11 protein-coding genes are annotated in these 16172 nt (G+C 52.5%); 9 read left to right on the top strand and 2 right to left on the bottom strand.

Going from position 1 to position 16172, the window contains the following annotated elements; translation table 11 throughout:
- The first annotated feature begins 73 nt into the window (after window positions 1-73).
- Window positions 74-283: a hypothetical protein gene (locus tag EKM84_RS07315; protein ID WP_125765130.1), complete on the top strand. Its 210-nt coding sequence runs from the start codon at window positions 74-76 to the stop codon at window positions 281-283.
- A 68-nt stretch (window positions 284-351) separates the two neighbouring features.
- On the opposite strand, the gene EKM84_RS07310 is transcribed toward EKM84_RS07315, so the two are convergent.
- On the bottom strand, window positions 352-1296 hold the full coding sequence (locus EKM84_RS07310; protein ID WP_125765129.1) for an NAD(P)-dependent oxidoreductase: 945 nt from the start codon (window positions 1294-1296) through the stop codon (window positions 352-354).
- Window positions 1297-1570: 274 nt separating this feature from the next.
- On the opposite strand from EKM84_RS07310, the gene EKM84_RS07305 reads away from it, so the two are divergent.
- From EKM84_RS07305 to cydC, 4 genes are all read left to right on the top strand, one after another.
- Window positions 1571-3022 carry a cytochrome ubiquinol oxidase subunit I gene (locus EKM84_RS07305; protein ID WP_125765128.1) on the top strand — a complete coding sequence of 484 codons (1452 nt, stop codon included), beginning with the start codon at window positions 1571-1573 and terminating at the stop codon, window positions 3020-3022.
- Window positions 3015-4025 carry a cytochrome d ubiquinol oxidase subunit II gene (gene cydB, locus EKM84_RS07300; protein ID WP_125765127.1) on the top strand — a complete coding sequence of 337 codons (1011 nt, stop codon included), beginning with the start codon at window positions 3015-3017 and terminating at the stop codon, window positions 4023-4025. Before EKM84_RS07305 ends, cydB begins: the two co-directional genes overlap by 8 nt.
- 1120 nt (window positions 4026-5145) lie before the next feature.
- Entirely contained in the window at window positions 5146-6879 is a 1734-nt protein-coding gene (gene cydD / locus EKM84_RS07295; RefSeq protein WP_125765126.1) for a thiol reductant ABC exporter subunit CydD, read from the top strand.
- Window positions 6876-8612 (top strand): thiol reductant ABC exporter subunit CydC, encoded by a 1737-nt coding sequence (gene cydC, locus EKM84_RS07290; RefSeq protein ID WP_125765125.1) that lies wholly within the window; start codon window positions 6876-6878, stop codon window positions 8610-8612. The genes cydD and cydC overlap by 4 nt, the downstream gene beginning before the upstream one ends.
- A gap of 59 nt (window positions 8613-8671) precedes the next feature.
- Here cydC and EKM84_RS07285 read toward each other — a convergent pair whose 3' ends face one another.
- Entirely contained in the window at window positions 8672-9649 is a 978-nt protein-coding gene (locus tag EKM84_RS07285; RefSeq protein ID WP_125765124.1) for a polyprenyl synthetase family protein, read from the bottom strand.
- 734 nt (window positions 9650-10383) lie between these two features.
- On the opposite strand from EKM84_RS07285, the gene EKM84_RS07280 reads away from it, so the two are divergent.
- The 4 genes from EKM84_RS07280 to pcrA all read left to right on the top strand — a co-directional run bounded on the left by EKM84_RS07280 (window position 10384) and on the right by pcrA (window position 16164).
- Complete coding sequence (locus EKM84_RS07280; protein WP_125765123.1) at window positions 10384-11292, top strand: 1,4-dihydroxy-2-naphthoate polyprenyltransferase; 909 nt, start codon at window positions 10384-10386, stop codon at window positions 11290-11292.
- Between the two features lie 85 nt (window positions 11293-11377).
- Complete coding sequence (locus EKM84_RS07275) at window positions 11378-11953, top strand: xanthine phosphoribosyltransferase (protein ID WP_125765122.1); 576 nt, start codon at window positions 11378-11380, stop codon at window positions 11951-11953.
- A 109-nt stretch (window positions 11954-12062) separates the two neighbouring features.
- Entirely contained in the window at window positions 12063-13211 is a 1149-nt protein-coding gene (locus tag EKM84_RS07270) for an ATP-grasp domain-containing protein (protein ID WP_125765121.1), read from the top strand.
- Between the two features lie 691 nt (window positions 13212-13902).
- Complete coding sequence (gene pcrA, locus EKM84_RS07265) at window positions 13903-16164, top strand: DNA helicase PcrA (RefSeq protein ID WP_164511354.1); 2262 nt, start codon at window positions 13903-13905, stop codon at window positions 16162-16164.
- Window positions 16165-16172: the final 8 nt, after the last annotated feature.

Below are 16172 nucleotides of genomic sequence, written 5' to 3'. Positions count from 1 at the left end.
GTCTCTGAGTAAGTGCTTGCTTAATCATGGTATACTGAGCAAAACATACTGGTGACCGAAAGGAGGCAGCGCCATGACTGAATCACAAAAAATTGAGCACCTTCCCTATGAACTTGATCCTCAAGAGCGGGATGAGGTTCTACGCTACTTGAATATGCCAGGTGGGGATGAAATCTTGAAACGTGACTTACTGAAGTATTCTCCCGATGAGGTAGATGCTCGTAATCTTGAATTGCTACGGCAACAGATGATTCACACCAAATTAATTTTCCCACATCATTAAATCCATCAAAAAATACGTCTCCGCCCAACAAAAGGGTAGAGACGTATTTTGCGTTAGCCTACTAAACGTTAGTAACCGCGGCTGACGTCGACGCGGTTGACGGTCAGTTGACCATCGGCTTCCCAGCTCTTCAGGTTATCACTGAGGTAACCGAAGATTGGCCGGATGTTATCGACATCGAAGCCAGTTTGATGCGGCGTGATCAGGACGTTCGGGTAATCCCACAGCTTGGATTCGCGGGGAAGGGGTTCCGTCTCGAAGACATCCAAAGCGGCATTCAACACGTTTTGGTAAAGCAGCGCGTGCATGAGGGCTTGCTCGTCGACGGACTTCCCACGGCCGACGTTGACAAAGATCCGCACGCCATTTAATTTTTCAAAGTAATCGGTATTAAAGTAATGAACGGTCGCCGGTGTGGCGGGCATCGCATTGATGATGACGTCGGCATCCTTGACCAGCGCAGCGTCATCTGCCAGGCTCACTGTGCCCTGAAAACCAGAGACGCCATGACCAGAACGGTTAACGCCAAATGGGTAATTGCCAAAGCCGTTCAGCAGCTCGGCGATGTGTTGGCCGATACTCCCCGTACCGTAGATGACGACCTTCTGGTTAGCCAGTGTCGCCAGGTCAGACCGCGCGGGCACCTGCCAGAAATGACCGGCCTGGTTCTTGACCGCATCGTTAAAGTCACGCAGAAAGTAAAGTAAATAACCAATCGTCGACTCCGCGATGGCCGCAGAGTAGGCGCCACTTGCGTTGGTGACTTGAATATTGTGGGCGTTAATCCAATCGAGGGGCAGATAATCAACGCCTGCGCTAATGGTTTGAATCCAGCGCACGTGATTCTGCGGGTTTTGCAGAACGGCTGGACCGTGTTGCCCCCAGCCAAAGATGATGTCAATATCCGTGGCGGTTTCCCAGTCACTAGCGGGAACCACGTCGACGCCCAGGGATGTTAGGGCAGTGATTTGCGTTTGATTTAAGGTTGGAAAGGTTAATAATCGTTCTGTCATGTAAAAAACCTCCTTCGACGTTTGCCGTCCCCTCCATTTTAGCACGAGTTTGCCAGAAATCCCGCTAAAACAGGGAGAACGCTTACATAAATAGCACACATTGGTTAAAGTGTCACGGAGACTAACAACTTAATTGCACACAAATTTCGAATGTAATCCATTAACTTTAGGTAGATTAGCGCCCAACCATTGCTTATTGACTTATCACTCGATATAATAGAGCCAAGACAGCAATTATTTATTTACACTAATAACGTTTGGGGAGGTTAGAAAAATGTTAAATCTTGGTCTGGATATCCTGGGCCTAGCGCGATTCCAATTTGGAATGACCACTGTCTTTCACTTCTTCTTCGTTCCATTTTCAATCGGCTTGGCCTTTGTCGTCGCCGTCATGGAAACCATGTATGCGATTAAGGGTGATGAGGATTACAAGAAGATGGCGCAGTTCTGGGGCAAAATGTTCCTGTACAGCTTCGCCGTTGGGGTGGTTACTGGTATTATTCAGGAATTCCAATTTGGGATGAACTGGTCTGAATACTCTCGGTTTATGGGGGACATCTTCGGGGCACCATTAGCCATCGAAGCGCTAGCAGCCTTCTTCATGGAATCCACGTTCATCGGGATGTGGATGTTTACCTGGGACCGCTTCAATAAGTGGGTCCACACGCTCTTTATTTGGTTAGTTATGTTCGGGTCTTCACTTTCCGCATTATGGATTCTGGCTGCCAACAGTTTCATGCAGAACCCATTGGGCTACATCATCAACCAACAAACGGGCCATGTCCAAATGGTCAGTTTTGGGGCTGTTTTGAGTAACCCCCAGCTGTGGAGTGAATTTCCGCACGTTATCTTCGGCGCTTTTGTTACCGCTTCCTTCGTCATTGCCGGCTGTGCCGCATGGCGTCTGCTGAAGAAGGATCACGTGACGTTCTACCGCAAGTCTTTGAACGTGGCGCTGGTCATTGGCTTAATCTTCTCCCTGGGTTCCATTGCCAGTGGGGATATTCAAAGTCGTTACTTAATCAACAACCAACCGATGAAATTTGCCGCTATGGAAGGGCTCTATAAGGACTCGACCAATAAAGGTGAATGGTCAATGGTTGCTGGATTCGACAACAAGCAACACAAGACGACTTGGTCCGTTGATGTGCCGTATGTCTTGAACTTATTGAGTTACCACAAGACAACTGGGACCATCAAAGGGATGAACACCATTAACAAAGAGTTACATGCCAAGTACGATAAGAAATATGGCAATGACATTAACTACTACGTGCCAACCAAGACCTTGTTCTGGAGCTTCCGGATTATGTCTGGGGCGGGGGCACTGTTTGCCTTGCTCGCGATTGTCGGGTTGTTCTTTAACCGCAAGAAGTCGCAGCTGATTATGAATCAACGCTGGTTCCTCTACATCATGGGTCTGTGCCTATGGCTCCCATTTGTAGTCAACACAGCTGGTTGGTTCATCACTGAATTTGGGCGTTACCCTTGGGTCGTCTATGGCTTACTGACCATTGCCGACGCGGTTTCGCCAAATGTATCCGTTGCCTCGCTGCTGACATCAAACATTGTTTACTTCCTGATGTTTGCCGGCATGGGTCTGGTCATGATCGTTCTGTGTCACCGGACGTTGAAGGCTGGTCCTGATACTGAAAATACCGATGGGTATGCGGCGGGCGATACTGACCTTGATCCGTACTCAAAGGGGGCGTTCAACCATGACTAGCTATCAACTGATCTGGTTTATTTTAATCGGCGTGCTGTTTAGTGGGTTCTTCTTCCTAGAAGGGTTTGACTTTGGTGTGGGGATGCTCGTCAAGAGTTTTGCCAAGACCGAAGCCGAACGTGACGTTGTGATTCGGTCAATCGGACCGCACTGGGATGGTAATGAAGTCTGGTTGATCACCGCTGGTGGTGCCATGTTCGCGTCATTCCCAATGTGGTATGCGACCCTGTTCTCCGGGTTCTACCTGGTGCTGTTCTTAATCCTGGCCGCCCTGATTTTCCGGGGAGTCTCGTTTGAATTCCGGGCCAATATGCAAACGGCAACCTGGCGAAACTTCTGGGAGTGGGCTTCCACGATTGGGAGCTTCTGCGCCGCCTTCCTGTTTGGAATGCTGTTCACCGCTATGATTGCCGGGATGCCAATCGATAAAAATGGGGACATGACCGCGCACTTCTTCGACTACGTCAACCTGTTCTCCATCGTTGGTGGGGTAGCGGTCACCGTCTTATCTCTGGTTCACGGGTTAAACTTCATTCGGTTGAAGACGTCCGGTGAATTACGGGAACGGGCCTTGGCCTGGAACAAGATTCTGTACCCCGTCCTATTTGCGGGTGAAGTGTTATTTGCCATCCTGCTATACTTCTCAACCGACTTCTTTGCCAAGAAGCCACTGACGACTACGGCAATCGTGGTTGCCTTGGTCATCTTCACTTGCTTGGCTTACTGGGGTGTGCTGGGGAACCACGAGTGGCTGTCCTTTATCGGCAGTGGTTTGTCACTGGTCAGTGTGGTTGTTCTGATCTTCAATGGGTTATTCCCACGGGTCATGGTTGCCAACAATCCAGCGTACTCACTGCTGATCAAGAACTCCTCTAGTTCACCTTACACGCTGCACCTGATGACCATCTTGGCGTTTAGCATCCTGCCAATCGTCTTGGTCTACTTCATCTGGAGCTACTGGGTCTTCTACAAGCGGTTGGCTTCACCTAAGCAAAACGCTTAATTTAATTTTAAATGCATCTGTTTGGTGCTATGGTCCTCACGACTTTTCCAGCCGTGGGGATTTTTGGTTAAGCCAGTCTTTGTCAGCGAGGACCGAGCTGGTGAAAACTGGGCCTGGCCGTTTCCGTTCCCGGCGGCGCGCTCAAGGTGCCCTGCTGTGGGGCCGGTTCCAGCCGAAGGGCGGGCTTCCACCTCAACTTTGAGCCTGGGTGCGGTCTCAAAGGTTGTCCCGTGGGCTAGGCTGGGACAGAACCCCAGCCAAGGCCATCGACACAGCGGGGCACCTTGGCTCGCCTCTGGTCACTTCTACGACCGGCCCAGTTTTCCCAGCTCCGGCGGCTGAAAGTGGTTCAACTTAGTGTGGTGTGGGAGTGTTTCTTAGGAAGTGACATGGGTTGTGTTGAGGTTCGTTCCCGGCGGCGGATTCAAAGTGCCCGGCTATGGGGCCGGTTTCAACCGAAGGACGGGCTTCCACCTCAACTTTGAGCCAAAAGGCGGTCTCAAAGGTTGTCCCGTGGGCTAGGCTGAGAAAGGACCTCAGCCAAGACCACCGACACAGCGGGTCACTTTGATCCGCCTCTGGTCACTGACACTGACCTTGCCGGCCTGGTTTTCACCAGCCCTGCGTCTGACATTGGTTTAATCCAGTGGTAGTCGTTATTGACTGTGTTCTCCTGTATATTAGTGTGTACATATTGAGCCCGTCTACGAGTAAGCTAGTCAGATGGCAGGAAACAGCTGAACGATTGTTGCCACAACCGGTTAGCTTGGCGGTTGTTGTCAAGTGAAGCCGGAGGAGGTCAAGGAGCGTGCCCGTGTCGGTGGTCTTGGTTCGGCTGCTTTTTGCCGGGCCTAGAGCACGGACCGACCTTGGAGATTCACGGGGTGGGTGAAGCTTCAAGGCGAGACCGAAGACCGGTCTTTGGCTTCGGTCGGGTCCCAGGGGCGCGTTCCTTGGCTTCCGCAGGCGAGAACGTCAACGCAAAACTACAAAAGCCAATCAGTTGTGACCAACTAAATTGTCAAAAAGATGTTGGTTACAACTGATTGGTAGCGCTTAGATACCTAAAAAATGCTATCATGGCAGTATGAGTTATCACTTGTTGTGAGGGGGCTTTATTTTGATTGATTCACGAGTTTTTAAATTTCCAGGTGTGAAACCGGCCGCAGTGATTGAGGCGGTACTGACGGTGATTCAAGCTATTATGATTATTATTCAGGCGCAGTACTTGTCGGCCGCAATTGTTCAGCTCTGGAAACAACAGCCGATTGACACGATTGTCGAGCCGTTGGCGGTGTTTGCGGTCGCCTTTCTGGCGCGTCATTTGCTGACACTCTTAAAGGATTGGCTCATGTATCCGTTTGTCGAACGAACGACTAAGAAATTGCGGAAGGACTTTATGGCCAAGCTGTTTGACCTGGGCCCCAGCGTGGTGGCCGAGAAGGGGACCGGAAACGTAGTCACCATGGGCCTGGAAGGTATCGACAAGATTCAAACCTACCTGATGATGATCATCGGGAAAGTGCTGGACCTGTCGATTACGCCCTGGCTGGTGCTGATCTACATCGCCTTTATCCAGTGGAAAGAAGCGCTATTCCTACTGGCTATTTACCCGTTGATTATTATCTTTATGATTATCTTGGGACTCGCGGCCCAGGCCAAGGCCGACCGGCAATACGCCGGCTACCAACGGCTATCCAATCACTTTGTGGATACGCTGCGGGGTCTGCCAACTCTGAAGCAGTTAGGCTTGAACGAAAAGTATGCGGACAACGTTTATCAAGTCAGTGAGGATTATCGTAAGAAGACCATGGCGACGCTGACGATTGCCATGACGTCAACGTTTGCGTTGGACTTTTTCACGACGCTGTCGATCGCCATTATTGCCGTTTTCTTGGGTTTTGGCTTGATGAATAATTCGATTCAACTCCTGCCAGCATTGGTCATTTTGACCCTGGCACCAGATTATTTTGCCCCAATTCGAAACTTTGCTAACGACTATCACGCGACCCTGAACGGGAAGAATGCGTTGACGGCCGTGCTGGATATTTTACAACGCGAAACGCCGAGCGACCGGGAGCTCTTACCGGCCCGCGAGCCCGTGTGGACGGCTGACGATGACGTGCGCTTTGATCACGTGAACGTGGCCTATGGCGAGGATGCGGCGACGTTAAAGGATATCACGTTTGATGTGCACGGCTTTCAAAAGGTCGGCATCATTGGGGCCTCAGGTTCCGGGAAGTCGACCCTGATCAACACGTTGGGTGGTTTTCTGAGCCCCCAAGATGGGCAAATTCACGTTCGCGGAACGCAGGTGCCACACCTCGACCAGAAGGCCTGGCAACGCAGCTTCGTTTATATTCCACAGGCGCCGTACCTGTTCCATGCCAGCTTGCGGGACAACCTGGCCTTCTATGCGCCGGATGCAAGCGAAGCGGCCGTTACTGCCGCTGCCGCCAAAGCCGGGTTGACCAACTGGATTGCCTCCTTGCCAGCCGGCTTGGACACCCAGATTGGTGAAGGGGCCCGGGGCGTCAGTGGGGGCCAGGCCCAACGGATTGCGTTGGCCCGGGCCTTCCTGGATGATTCACGGCGGGTCCTGCTATTCGACGAACCCACGGCGCACTTGGATATTGAAACCGAAGTGGAACTGAAACAAACCATGATGCCAGTCTTTGCGAATCATTTGGTCTTCTTCGCGACCCACCGGCTTCATTGGATGAATGAAATGGATTATATTTTAGTGATGGACCACGGCGAAATCGTGGAGCAGGGGACCCCTGCCGAGCTTCAGGAGAGAAACGGCGCCTACGTTCGGTTGCGGTCTGAAATGGAAGGAGCGACGACACGATGAAGGGATTTTTTGCGACATTTAAGCACGATCACTGGGTCATGCCGTACCTGCGGCGCTACCGGAAACTGTTGGCGCTGGTTCTATTCCTGGGCTTCATGACCTTCTTCTGTGGGGGCGCGCTGATGTTTAACTCCGGCTACCTGATTAGCCGGGCCGCCACCCATCCGTATAACATTTTGATGATTTACGTGCCCATCGTGCTCGCCCGGGCCTTTGGGATTGGCCGGCCAGCCTTCCGTTACGCGGAACGACTGACCAGTCACAACTGGGTGCTGCGAATCGTTTCGGACTTCCGGAAGCGGCTGTATCAGGCCGTGGAAAAGCAAGCGGTCGCCATTCGCCAGACGCACCAGACGGGGGATGTCCTCAGTATTTTAGCCGAAGACATCGACCACATTGAAAACCTGTATCTGCGGACGGTCTTTCCCCTAGTGATTGGTTGGCTGCTATATCTATTCGTGGTCATCGGCATCGGCTACTTCAACTGGGCGTTTGGCCTGTTGATGCTATTACTGTTGGGTGTGATTGTCATCTTCATGCCGTTGTTGTCCGTGACGGTAAACGGTCGCCGCGAGTTCCAAGCACGCCAGGTGCAACGGAATTTTTATACCAAACTGACCGATTCCGTACTGGGCTTGGGCGATTGGCTCATTTCTGGTCGGCGGACGGCCTTCCTAGCACAACAGGACCAACCCATCGATGAGATTGCCACGCTGCGACGGGCCGATCACCATTTCCAGTGGTGGCGGAACTTTGCCATTCAGGTCGTCTTCGGGGCAGCAGTTGTGCTGATCGTTTGGTGGGCCGGATTGACGTTTACCCACAATCAGGCCGAGGCCAACTGGGTCGCCGCCTTTGGGTTGGCACTGTTTCCGACCGTCGAACCGTTCTCAAGCATGAGCCAAGGGGTCAGCGAGTGGCCGGTCTACAAGGATTCCATCGAACGGGTCAACCGCTTGGATGAAAATGAACCGGAACAGGCGCCACAAACCACGATTGACGGGGCGCCGACGCTACAACTGGACCACGTGGCCTTCACGTATCCGGGGGCCGAACGCCAAGTCATTGATGATCTCTCCCTCGAGCTCCATCCGGGTGAAAAATTAGCCTTGTTGGGTCCCAGTGGGACGGGGAAGAGTACGTTGCTCAAGCTGATTTTGGGGGACGAAACGCCGGCTAGTGGTCAGGTGACGCTCAACGGGGTGCCGATTGCCCAGCTCCAGCAGCAACGGGCGCAACTCTTTGGCGTGCTGGATCAGCAGCCGTACCTGTTCGACACGACCGTGATGAACAACGTGCGCTTGGGGAATTTAAATGCCACCGATGCGGATGTTCACGCGGCCGTCAAAGCCGTTGAACTGGATGATCTGATTGGTCGGCTACCTCAGGGCTACGACACGGAAGTTCAGGAGGCCGGTAGCCGGTTCTCTGGTGGGGAACGGCAACGGCTATCCTTGGCGCGGATTCTCTTGCAGGACGCGCCCATTATCATTTTGGATGAGCCAACCGTGAGCCTGGACCCGATTACCGAACAACACCTGCTGGACACGGTCTTCAGCGTGCTCCACGACAAGACGATTATCTGGGTCACGCACCATTTAGCCGGCATCAACCACGTCGATCAGGTCCGCTTCATTGAAAACGGCCGCTTCGACATGCAGGGGACGCCAGTCGAACTGTACCGTGGCAATGCCCGATTCAGGGCGTTGTACGACTTGGACCGCGGAAAATAAAATGAGTATACAAAAAGGGTCATCCTCACGCGGGGATGACCCTTTACTAGTTTCGTTGATTAGTGATCACGCCGTAGGAGCATGGTCGTGAGTTTTTCCAGGTCGGCCTGGGCCTCACCGGCTGGCAATTGTTGAATCAGTTCCAACGCCTTTTCCGTGTGGGCCAGCGCCAATTGGCGAGCAGATTCGATGCCGTGGTACTGGGCGACCAACGCCTGAACGGCCTGGATGTCGGCTACCGTCATGTCCTTTTTCTTACGCAACAGGTGGTGGAAGTCGCGTTTAGCCTGGGGAATCGCTAGAATTAGTGGCAAAGAGTAGACGCCGGAACGCAAGTCTTCCAGAACCGGCTTCTGAGTTTTGGCCGGGTCGCCCGCGTAATCCAGAATATCGTCGAGCATTTGGTAGGCGCAACCAATGGCAATCCCAATCTCACGGGTGATGGCCACCACGCTGGCTGGTGCACCGGAAAGTTTGGCACCGGTATAGCAACTCAGCGCAAACAGCTCGGCAGTCTTGCCGGCGACTTCGTTGAGGTAGGCGTCAACCGTAATATCCTCGCGATAGTTGAGGTCCATTTGGTGGAGTTCTCCCTGCAGGATGCGGTGCATGGCGTCGATGTGTTCCTGCACCATGTGCCGGTCGGCCGTGGCCTTTAGGACCTGGTTAAAGTACACCGTAAACATGAAATCGCCGGCATAAATGGCATTGCGTTGGCCATACTTCATCTGAATCGTGCGGACGCCACGCCGGGTCGGGGACTCATCGATGACGTCGTCGTGAATCAGGGTCCCGACGTGCAGAATTTCTAGTGCCGCCGCGCCAGCCTGCAATTCCGCCGGCGTGCCCTGGTTCCCGAATTTAGAGAATAGGTAAAAGTATCCAGGACGCAACAGCTTGCCGCCAGATTTTAACAACGCTAATATTTTGCTGTGGATGGGTTGGTTATCCAGCTGAACCGCCCGAAAAAGGTAGTCCTGTAGCGCATCCAGTTGCGGTTCTACTTGTGGAAATTGCCGCCAAAGTTGTCGATCCATTTTGCACCTCGCTATGTATGTTACGTTAAAATTTATCTTACCGGCATGTGGAAACGTTGTCAAATAAAGGTTACTCTGTTGTTTGAATTTGTTAGGACGATTGGAGACCGAGTCGAACCAAATTCGCAGAAAATGGCGTGAAATTAGGGATTGCCGGGGTGGACGGTGAATGACGTAACGCTGGTGGAATCGTTAGGGGTAAAAACTAATTTGTGGGGGACTGAGTGAGCGGGCTAACCCACATCCGTGGCGGTTGAACTCACCGCAGGTATGGGCTATTATCAAATTGTGGCTAAACTAAGTGTTAACATCGCCTCCGGGCTGGTGAAAATGGGCCGTGATGCTGTGGGCTTACTTTGAGCCTCTGAGAAGCGAGTCTCAAAGATAGCAGTTGCCTAAGCGGGAAACCCGCTAAGGCAACTCCCACGGCTGAGCCCATTTTCACCAGCCCTGCGGCTGACACTGGTTTAGCCCGTGGGCTTGCGATTAACGTGGGGTCGTGGCACATCCGTTTCCGGCGGCGCGCTCAAGGTGCCCTGCTGTGGGGTTGGTTCCAGCCTGAGCGGCAGGCTTTGTTAGCTGAATCTACGTGTTCATTTTTTGTAGTAGGGTGTCGCACGACAAAATGTTTAGCCTACATAACTCTCGGCCTATTCGGCAGTCTCGTGTCCGCACTAAGTCGGAGGCCAAATCATTATAGCATTGAAACTTTTAAAAACTCAGGAGGAATCCGTATGACCGTCAGTACCTTTCTCGAACTCGTTGAAATCAAAGCCAAAATTGCGTCTGTTTGGCCATTTTTATTGGGTGTCATTTTTGTGCAGGCCAACTATCAACACGTGAATTGGGGCGTTACCGCGTTGTTTTTCGTGGCGATGTTGCTCTTTAACATGGCCGTGGATATCAATGATAATTATCAGGATTACACCAAGGCGGGCAATCAGGCCGCCGAGTGGAAGAAGTACACCAACATCATTGGGGTCCATCACCTGGCCGTTAACCGGATTTTTGCCTTGATGGCGAGCATGGCGGTCGTGGCGGGGGTCATTGGCCTGTACCTGGTCTGGGTGACCGGCTGGCCGTTACTGGTCATGGGAGTCTTTTGTTTCCTCGTGGGCTACCTGTACGCCGGGGGGCCACGGCCCTTATCTGGCACGCCTACGGGGGAGTTCTTTGCCGGTTTTACCATGGGCTATATGATCATGCTGATCACGGTTTATTTAAACCTTTATCAAACGTCCGCTTTCACTTGGCCGCTCATGGGTCGGGTTTTACTGGCTTCCGGGATTGCCGTGATGGCCATTGCCGCGTTATTGCTAGCTAATAACATCTGTGACGCCGCCGAGGACCTGAGTCTGAACCGCAAGACGATTGTCTACTACTTGGGCAAGCAGGGGGCCTTATGGCTGTTTGCCAGCTTCTACGTGATTGGGTATCTCTCATTGATTGTCAGTGTGCTGCTCGGCGACCTGCCCAAATGGTCGTTGCTGGCGCTGATCAGTGTCCCCCTGATTGTCCGCAACGTGCGTGGACTGTTTCGCGTTCAAGTGAAGAAGGAAACCTTTATTTTGGCCGTCCGGAGCTTGGGAATCTTAGCGTTGGTGACGGTTATCTCGGAATTGCTCGGCCTGTGGTTGGGTTAAGCATTCCTAAATGTCTGGTCAGGTTGCTGTTTTTTAAGCGGCAATCGGGTAGAATAAAAGAAATACTTTTTGGAGGTCAAAGACGATGAAAATTTTAGAAGATCGCATTCGACAGGACGGGACGGTTTTGCCCGGTAACGTGCTGAAGGTTGATAACTTTTTGAACCACCAAATTGATCCCCAATTGATGGACCAGATGGGGGCTGAATTTGCCCGCCATTTCAAAGATGCCGGCATCACGAAGGTGTTAACGGTCGAATCTTCTGGGATTGCGCCCGCCGTCATGGCTGGGTTACATTTACAGGTTCCCGTTATTTTTGCCCGCAAGCACAAGAGCCTGACGCTACAGGATAACCTGTACACGGCCAAGGTCTACTCGTACACCAAGCAGGTCAACAATGACATTTCCATTGACCGGCGCTTCCTGTCGCCCGAAGACCGGGTGCTCATCGTGGATGACTTTCTCGCAAACGGCCAGGCCGTTCAGGGATTGTTCGATATCGCTGCAACAGCGGGCATCACGGTCGCCGGCGTCGGTGTCGTCATCGAGAAGCGCTTCCAAAAGGGCCACCAAATGGTCGTTGACGCCGGCGTCCCATTGGTGGCTTTAGCTAGCATCGCTTCCTTTGCGGATGGTCAGGTCATTTTTGCCCAGGATTAGGCGCATCTAACTTGTTTAATCGCTTGGGAAACTTTAGAATAAAAAGTGAATGGTTTTAATCTTTAACACTAACGGAAAAATTAATTTTAGGTAGAAAGTAGGGAGTAAATTGGCGAACACGGTCTTATATCCTGGAGATACTGTTGGGGTGATTGGTAACAGCGCTAACGCGGCAATGTTGGTAACGACGGCCCGGAAAATGGGGTTGCGTGTCGGGGCGTATGGCGCTGACGAAACGAGTGAGGCGCTACAATTAGCAGACTTCAAGGCAGTTGGCACCGCGAAGGATCGCGACAAACTCCAGCATTTTGCTGAGAGCTGTGCGGCCATCGTGTACGATTCGGACCGTGTGGACACGGACGTCATCAAATTTTTGGCGCAGTTCACCCGGATTCCACAGGGCGCAGACATGCTGGAAATGATGCAGGATCGGTTGTTGGAACGGGCCTTCTTTGATCAGTTAAACGTGAACGTGGCACCGTACGCCACGATCATCAACTTGGATGACGTGTACCAATCCGTCAATTCCATTGGCTATCCCTGTGTCTTAAAGCCCATTCAAAAGGAATGGTCCCACGGCCGTGAGTTAGTCATCAAGACGCAAACGGATATTGCCAAAGCGGCAGGGTTACTCGACTGGGGAACCTACATTTTGGAATCCCAAATTGCTTATGATCGCGAATTCTCAATCATCGTTGCCCGTGATCAAGAGGGAAACCAACAAGCCTTTCCAATCACGGAAGTGCAGTCGGTCAATGACCGTGCTCAGAAGACCTGGGTCCCCGCTCAACTTGATGACGACGTGGCCAGTGAAATTCACCGGATCGCGGGAGAGGTCGGCAAAAACGTCAACTATGTTGGGGTGTTTGAAGTCTCCTTCTACCTCACCAGCAGTGGGGCAATTTACGTGAAGAAGATTGTGGCCGCACCTAGCGAGACGGGATACGTCTTCAGGGATGCCGCTACGGTCGATGAATTTGAACAACATATGCGTGCCGTTTGTGGCTTACCCTTGGCCCAACCAACGATCCTGACGCCAGCGGTCACGGCCAACTTTACGGCCAGTCAGCTGACGGCGATCCAGACCCAATGGCAGATCAAGGCCAACTGGCACTTCACGTTCTATCATCTGCGCAAACCCGCCGATGATGACGTGGTAGGACACATTTCCGTGCAGGGGACAGCGGTCAAGCCGCTGCTCGACCAGTTAGACGACACCGCCATCTGGTCCACCCCAACCGACCCAGCAGTCGACTAAAAGTGAAGAAGCCAGCAGGTCTTTGTCCGCGCCTTACCGGGCGGCGAAAATAAACCGGAACGCGGTGGGCGGACGCCTGAAGCCAAAGGGCGGTCTTCAGACTCGCTTTGAGCCTCAAGAAGCGAGTCTCAAAGTCGCCAATTATCTAAACGGTCAAAATCGACCGTTAAGATAATTCCCACGGCTGAGTTTATTTTCGCCGCCCTCCCGGCTGACAAGCGGTTGACTTGTTCACATTCAGTTGACTAGCGGCGGTTGGGATGACCACGTGGCGTGACGCTGGTTTTAAAGCCAGTATTAGCCGCAGGGGGTGTGAGAATGGGCTTAGCCGTGGGAATGTTCTTAGCGGCGTTCTTGGCCGGTTAGAACATTGATATCTTTGAGACACCTGGGTGGCTCAAAGTAAGCGCGGAGACCGCTCTTTGGCTCCGGGCGTTCGCCCACAGCGTTCCGGTCCCATTCTCACGCCCCCGGAGGCGCAATCAACGACCAAATTAAAACAGTGACATGGCGCATCTGATCACCCGGCTGGCTGATTGGGTGCGTTTATTGGTGTGCACGGCTTTTTAACCGTTAAAATTATGGCAGCGGTCCCCAAAATTTCTTTTGAAATATCGGGGAGACTTCCAGCAGAACGTATGTTTTTTTGGTATACTATTCAAGACTAATTACAGAGAGGACTGTGTTCACGGTGGCAGGAGAAGAATTGTTAACTGGCATGAACGATAAGCAAACGGAGGCCGTCCTTCAGACGGAGGGACCGCTGCTAGTATTGGCGGGTGCCGGTAGTGGGAAGACCCGGGTGTTAACGCACCGGGTCGCCTACCTGATTGAGCACAACAACGTGATGCCGTGGCGGATCTTGGCGATTACCTTTACGAACAAGGCCGCTAAGGAAATGCGCGAACGGGTCATCAAATTATTGGGACCGGATGGCAACGACGTCTGGGTTTCCACGTTCCATGCCCTGTGTGTGCGAATCTTACGGCGAGATGCCGATAAGCTGGGGTACAACCGGGCCTTTACGATTGCGGACCCCGGGGAACAACGGACGCTGATCAAGCGGGTCTTGCGGCAACAAAACTTAGACGTCAAGAAGTTTGATCCCCGGTCCGTGTTAGGGGCCATTTCAAACGCCAAGAACGCCTTACAAACACCAGCAATGATGCGTGAAGCCGCTGGGAATCCCTTTGAAACGACGGTGGCAACGGTCTACGAGAGTTACCAACGTGAGCTGCAGGCTAACCAAGCGATGGACTTTGACGACCTGATCATGTTGACCATCAAGCTCTTTAATCAAGATAAAGAAGTCTTGGGCTACTACCAAGAAAAATTCAAGTACATCCACGTCGATGAATACCAAGATACCAACGATGCCCAGTACACGCTGGTCAACCTGTTGGCTAAGAAGTACGGTAACCTCTGTGTCGTTGGGGATGGGGACCAAAGTATCTACGGTTGGCGGGGGGCCAACATGGAAAACATTTTAAACTTTGAACATGATTACCCCGCTGCCCACGTCACGCTGCTGGAGCAGAATTACCGGTCGACCAAGACCATCTTGAAGGCGGCCAACGACGTGATTCAACGCAACGTTAACCGGAAGAAGAAGGATCTCTGGACGGACAATCCGGAAGGGGAAAAGATCTCGTATTACCGGGGTCAAAATGAAAATGACGAGGCCCATTACGTGGTCGCTAAGATTCAAGAAGAACGTGAGCAACACAACCGCGGTTACGGCGATTTCGCCATCTTGTACCGGACCAACGCCCAATCCCGGGTGATTGAAGAAACCCTGGTCAAGACCAACATTCCGTACACCATGGTCGGGGGTCACAAGTTCTACGACCGTAAGGAAATTCGTGACGTCCTGGCCTACCTGACGTTGGTGGCCAATCCAGCCGATTCCATGAGCTTGGAACGGATCATCAATGAACCTAAGCGGGGCATTGGCGCTACGAGTGTCGAAAAACTTCGAGATTTTGCGGAAATGAACGACTGGACCGAGCTAGAAGCCACGCAAAACATTGCGTTGGCCACGAACCTGGGCACCCGGATTCGCAATGCCATGGAGAAATTTGGGATGACGATGAAGGCCGTGCAAGATAAGGCCGCCACCATGAGCGTTTCCGAAATCACCAATGAACTGTTGGATCAGACCGGCTATATGGCGGCTTTGAAGGCCGTTGCTGCCAAGAATCTCGAGGCGGAGACCCGGATTGAAAACATTCAAGAATTCCTATCCGTGACGCAGAAGTTTGATGATGATTGGGATAACGCCGATCATGATGAAACAGAAGAACGACTGGTTGAATTCCTGGCCGATTTGGCCTTAGTCTCCGCGCAAGATGATGTTGAAGAGGAACCTGCTGAGGTGACCCTGATGACGTTGCATGCGGCTAAGGGACTAGAATTCCCCGTCATCTTCCTGATGGGACTGGAAGAGGGGATTTTCCCCCTGTCCCGGGCCATGCTGGAAGACGACGAGCTGGAAGAAGAACGGCGGTTGGCCTACGTGGGGATTACCCGGGCCCAAACCAAGCTGTATCTGACCAATGCTTACTCGCGGATGCTGTACGGTCGGCGCCAAACCAACCCGCAGTCTCGCTTCGTGACCGAAATTGATCCCGAGTTGCTGCACTTAGACTACAGCGAAACGCAATCCGGCTTGACCCCAAGTCGGCGGGATGTACCATTTGCCCGGCGGACGGCTAGCGCGGTTGCCAAGCCATATGCTGGCAAGACCGGCCGGGTCAGCGAGCCAGCTGGCACCGGTGCCGGTGAAGTTAGCTGGGGCGTCGGCGATAAGGCCAGCCACAAGAAGTGGGGCATCGGGACCGTGGTTAAAGTCAACGGAACCGGTGAAGATGCCGAATTGGACATTGCCTTTCCAGAACAGGGTGTGAAGCGGTTGTTAGCCGCTTTCGCCCCAATCAAGCGAGTCGAAAAATAAGTGTGACA

Origin of the sequence: Levilactobacillus mulengensis (genome assembly GCF_003946045.1) — a bacterium.
GTDB lineage: Bacteria > Bacillota > Bacilli > Lactobacillales > Lactobacillaceae > Levilactobacillus > Levilactobacillus mulengensis.
This window is presented reverse-complemented; position numbering and strand designations above follow the sequence as displayed.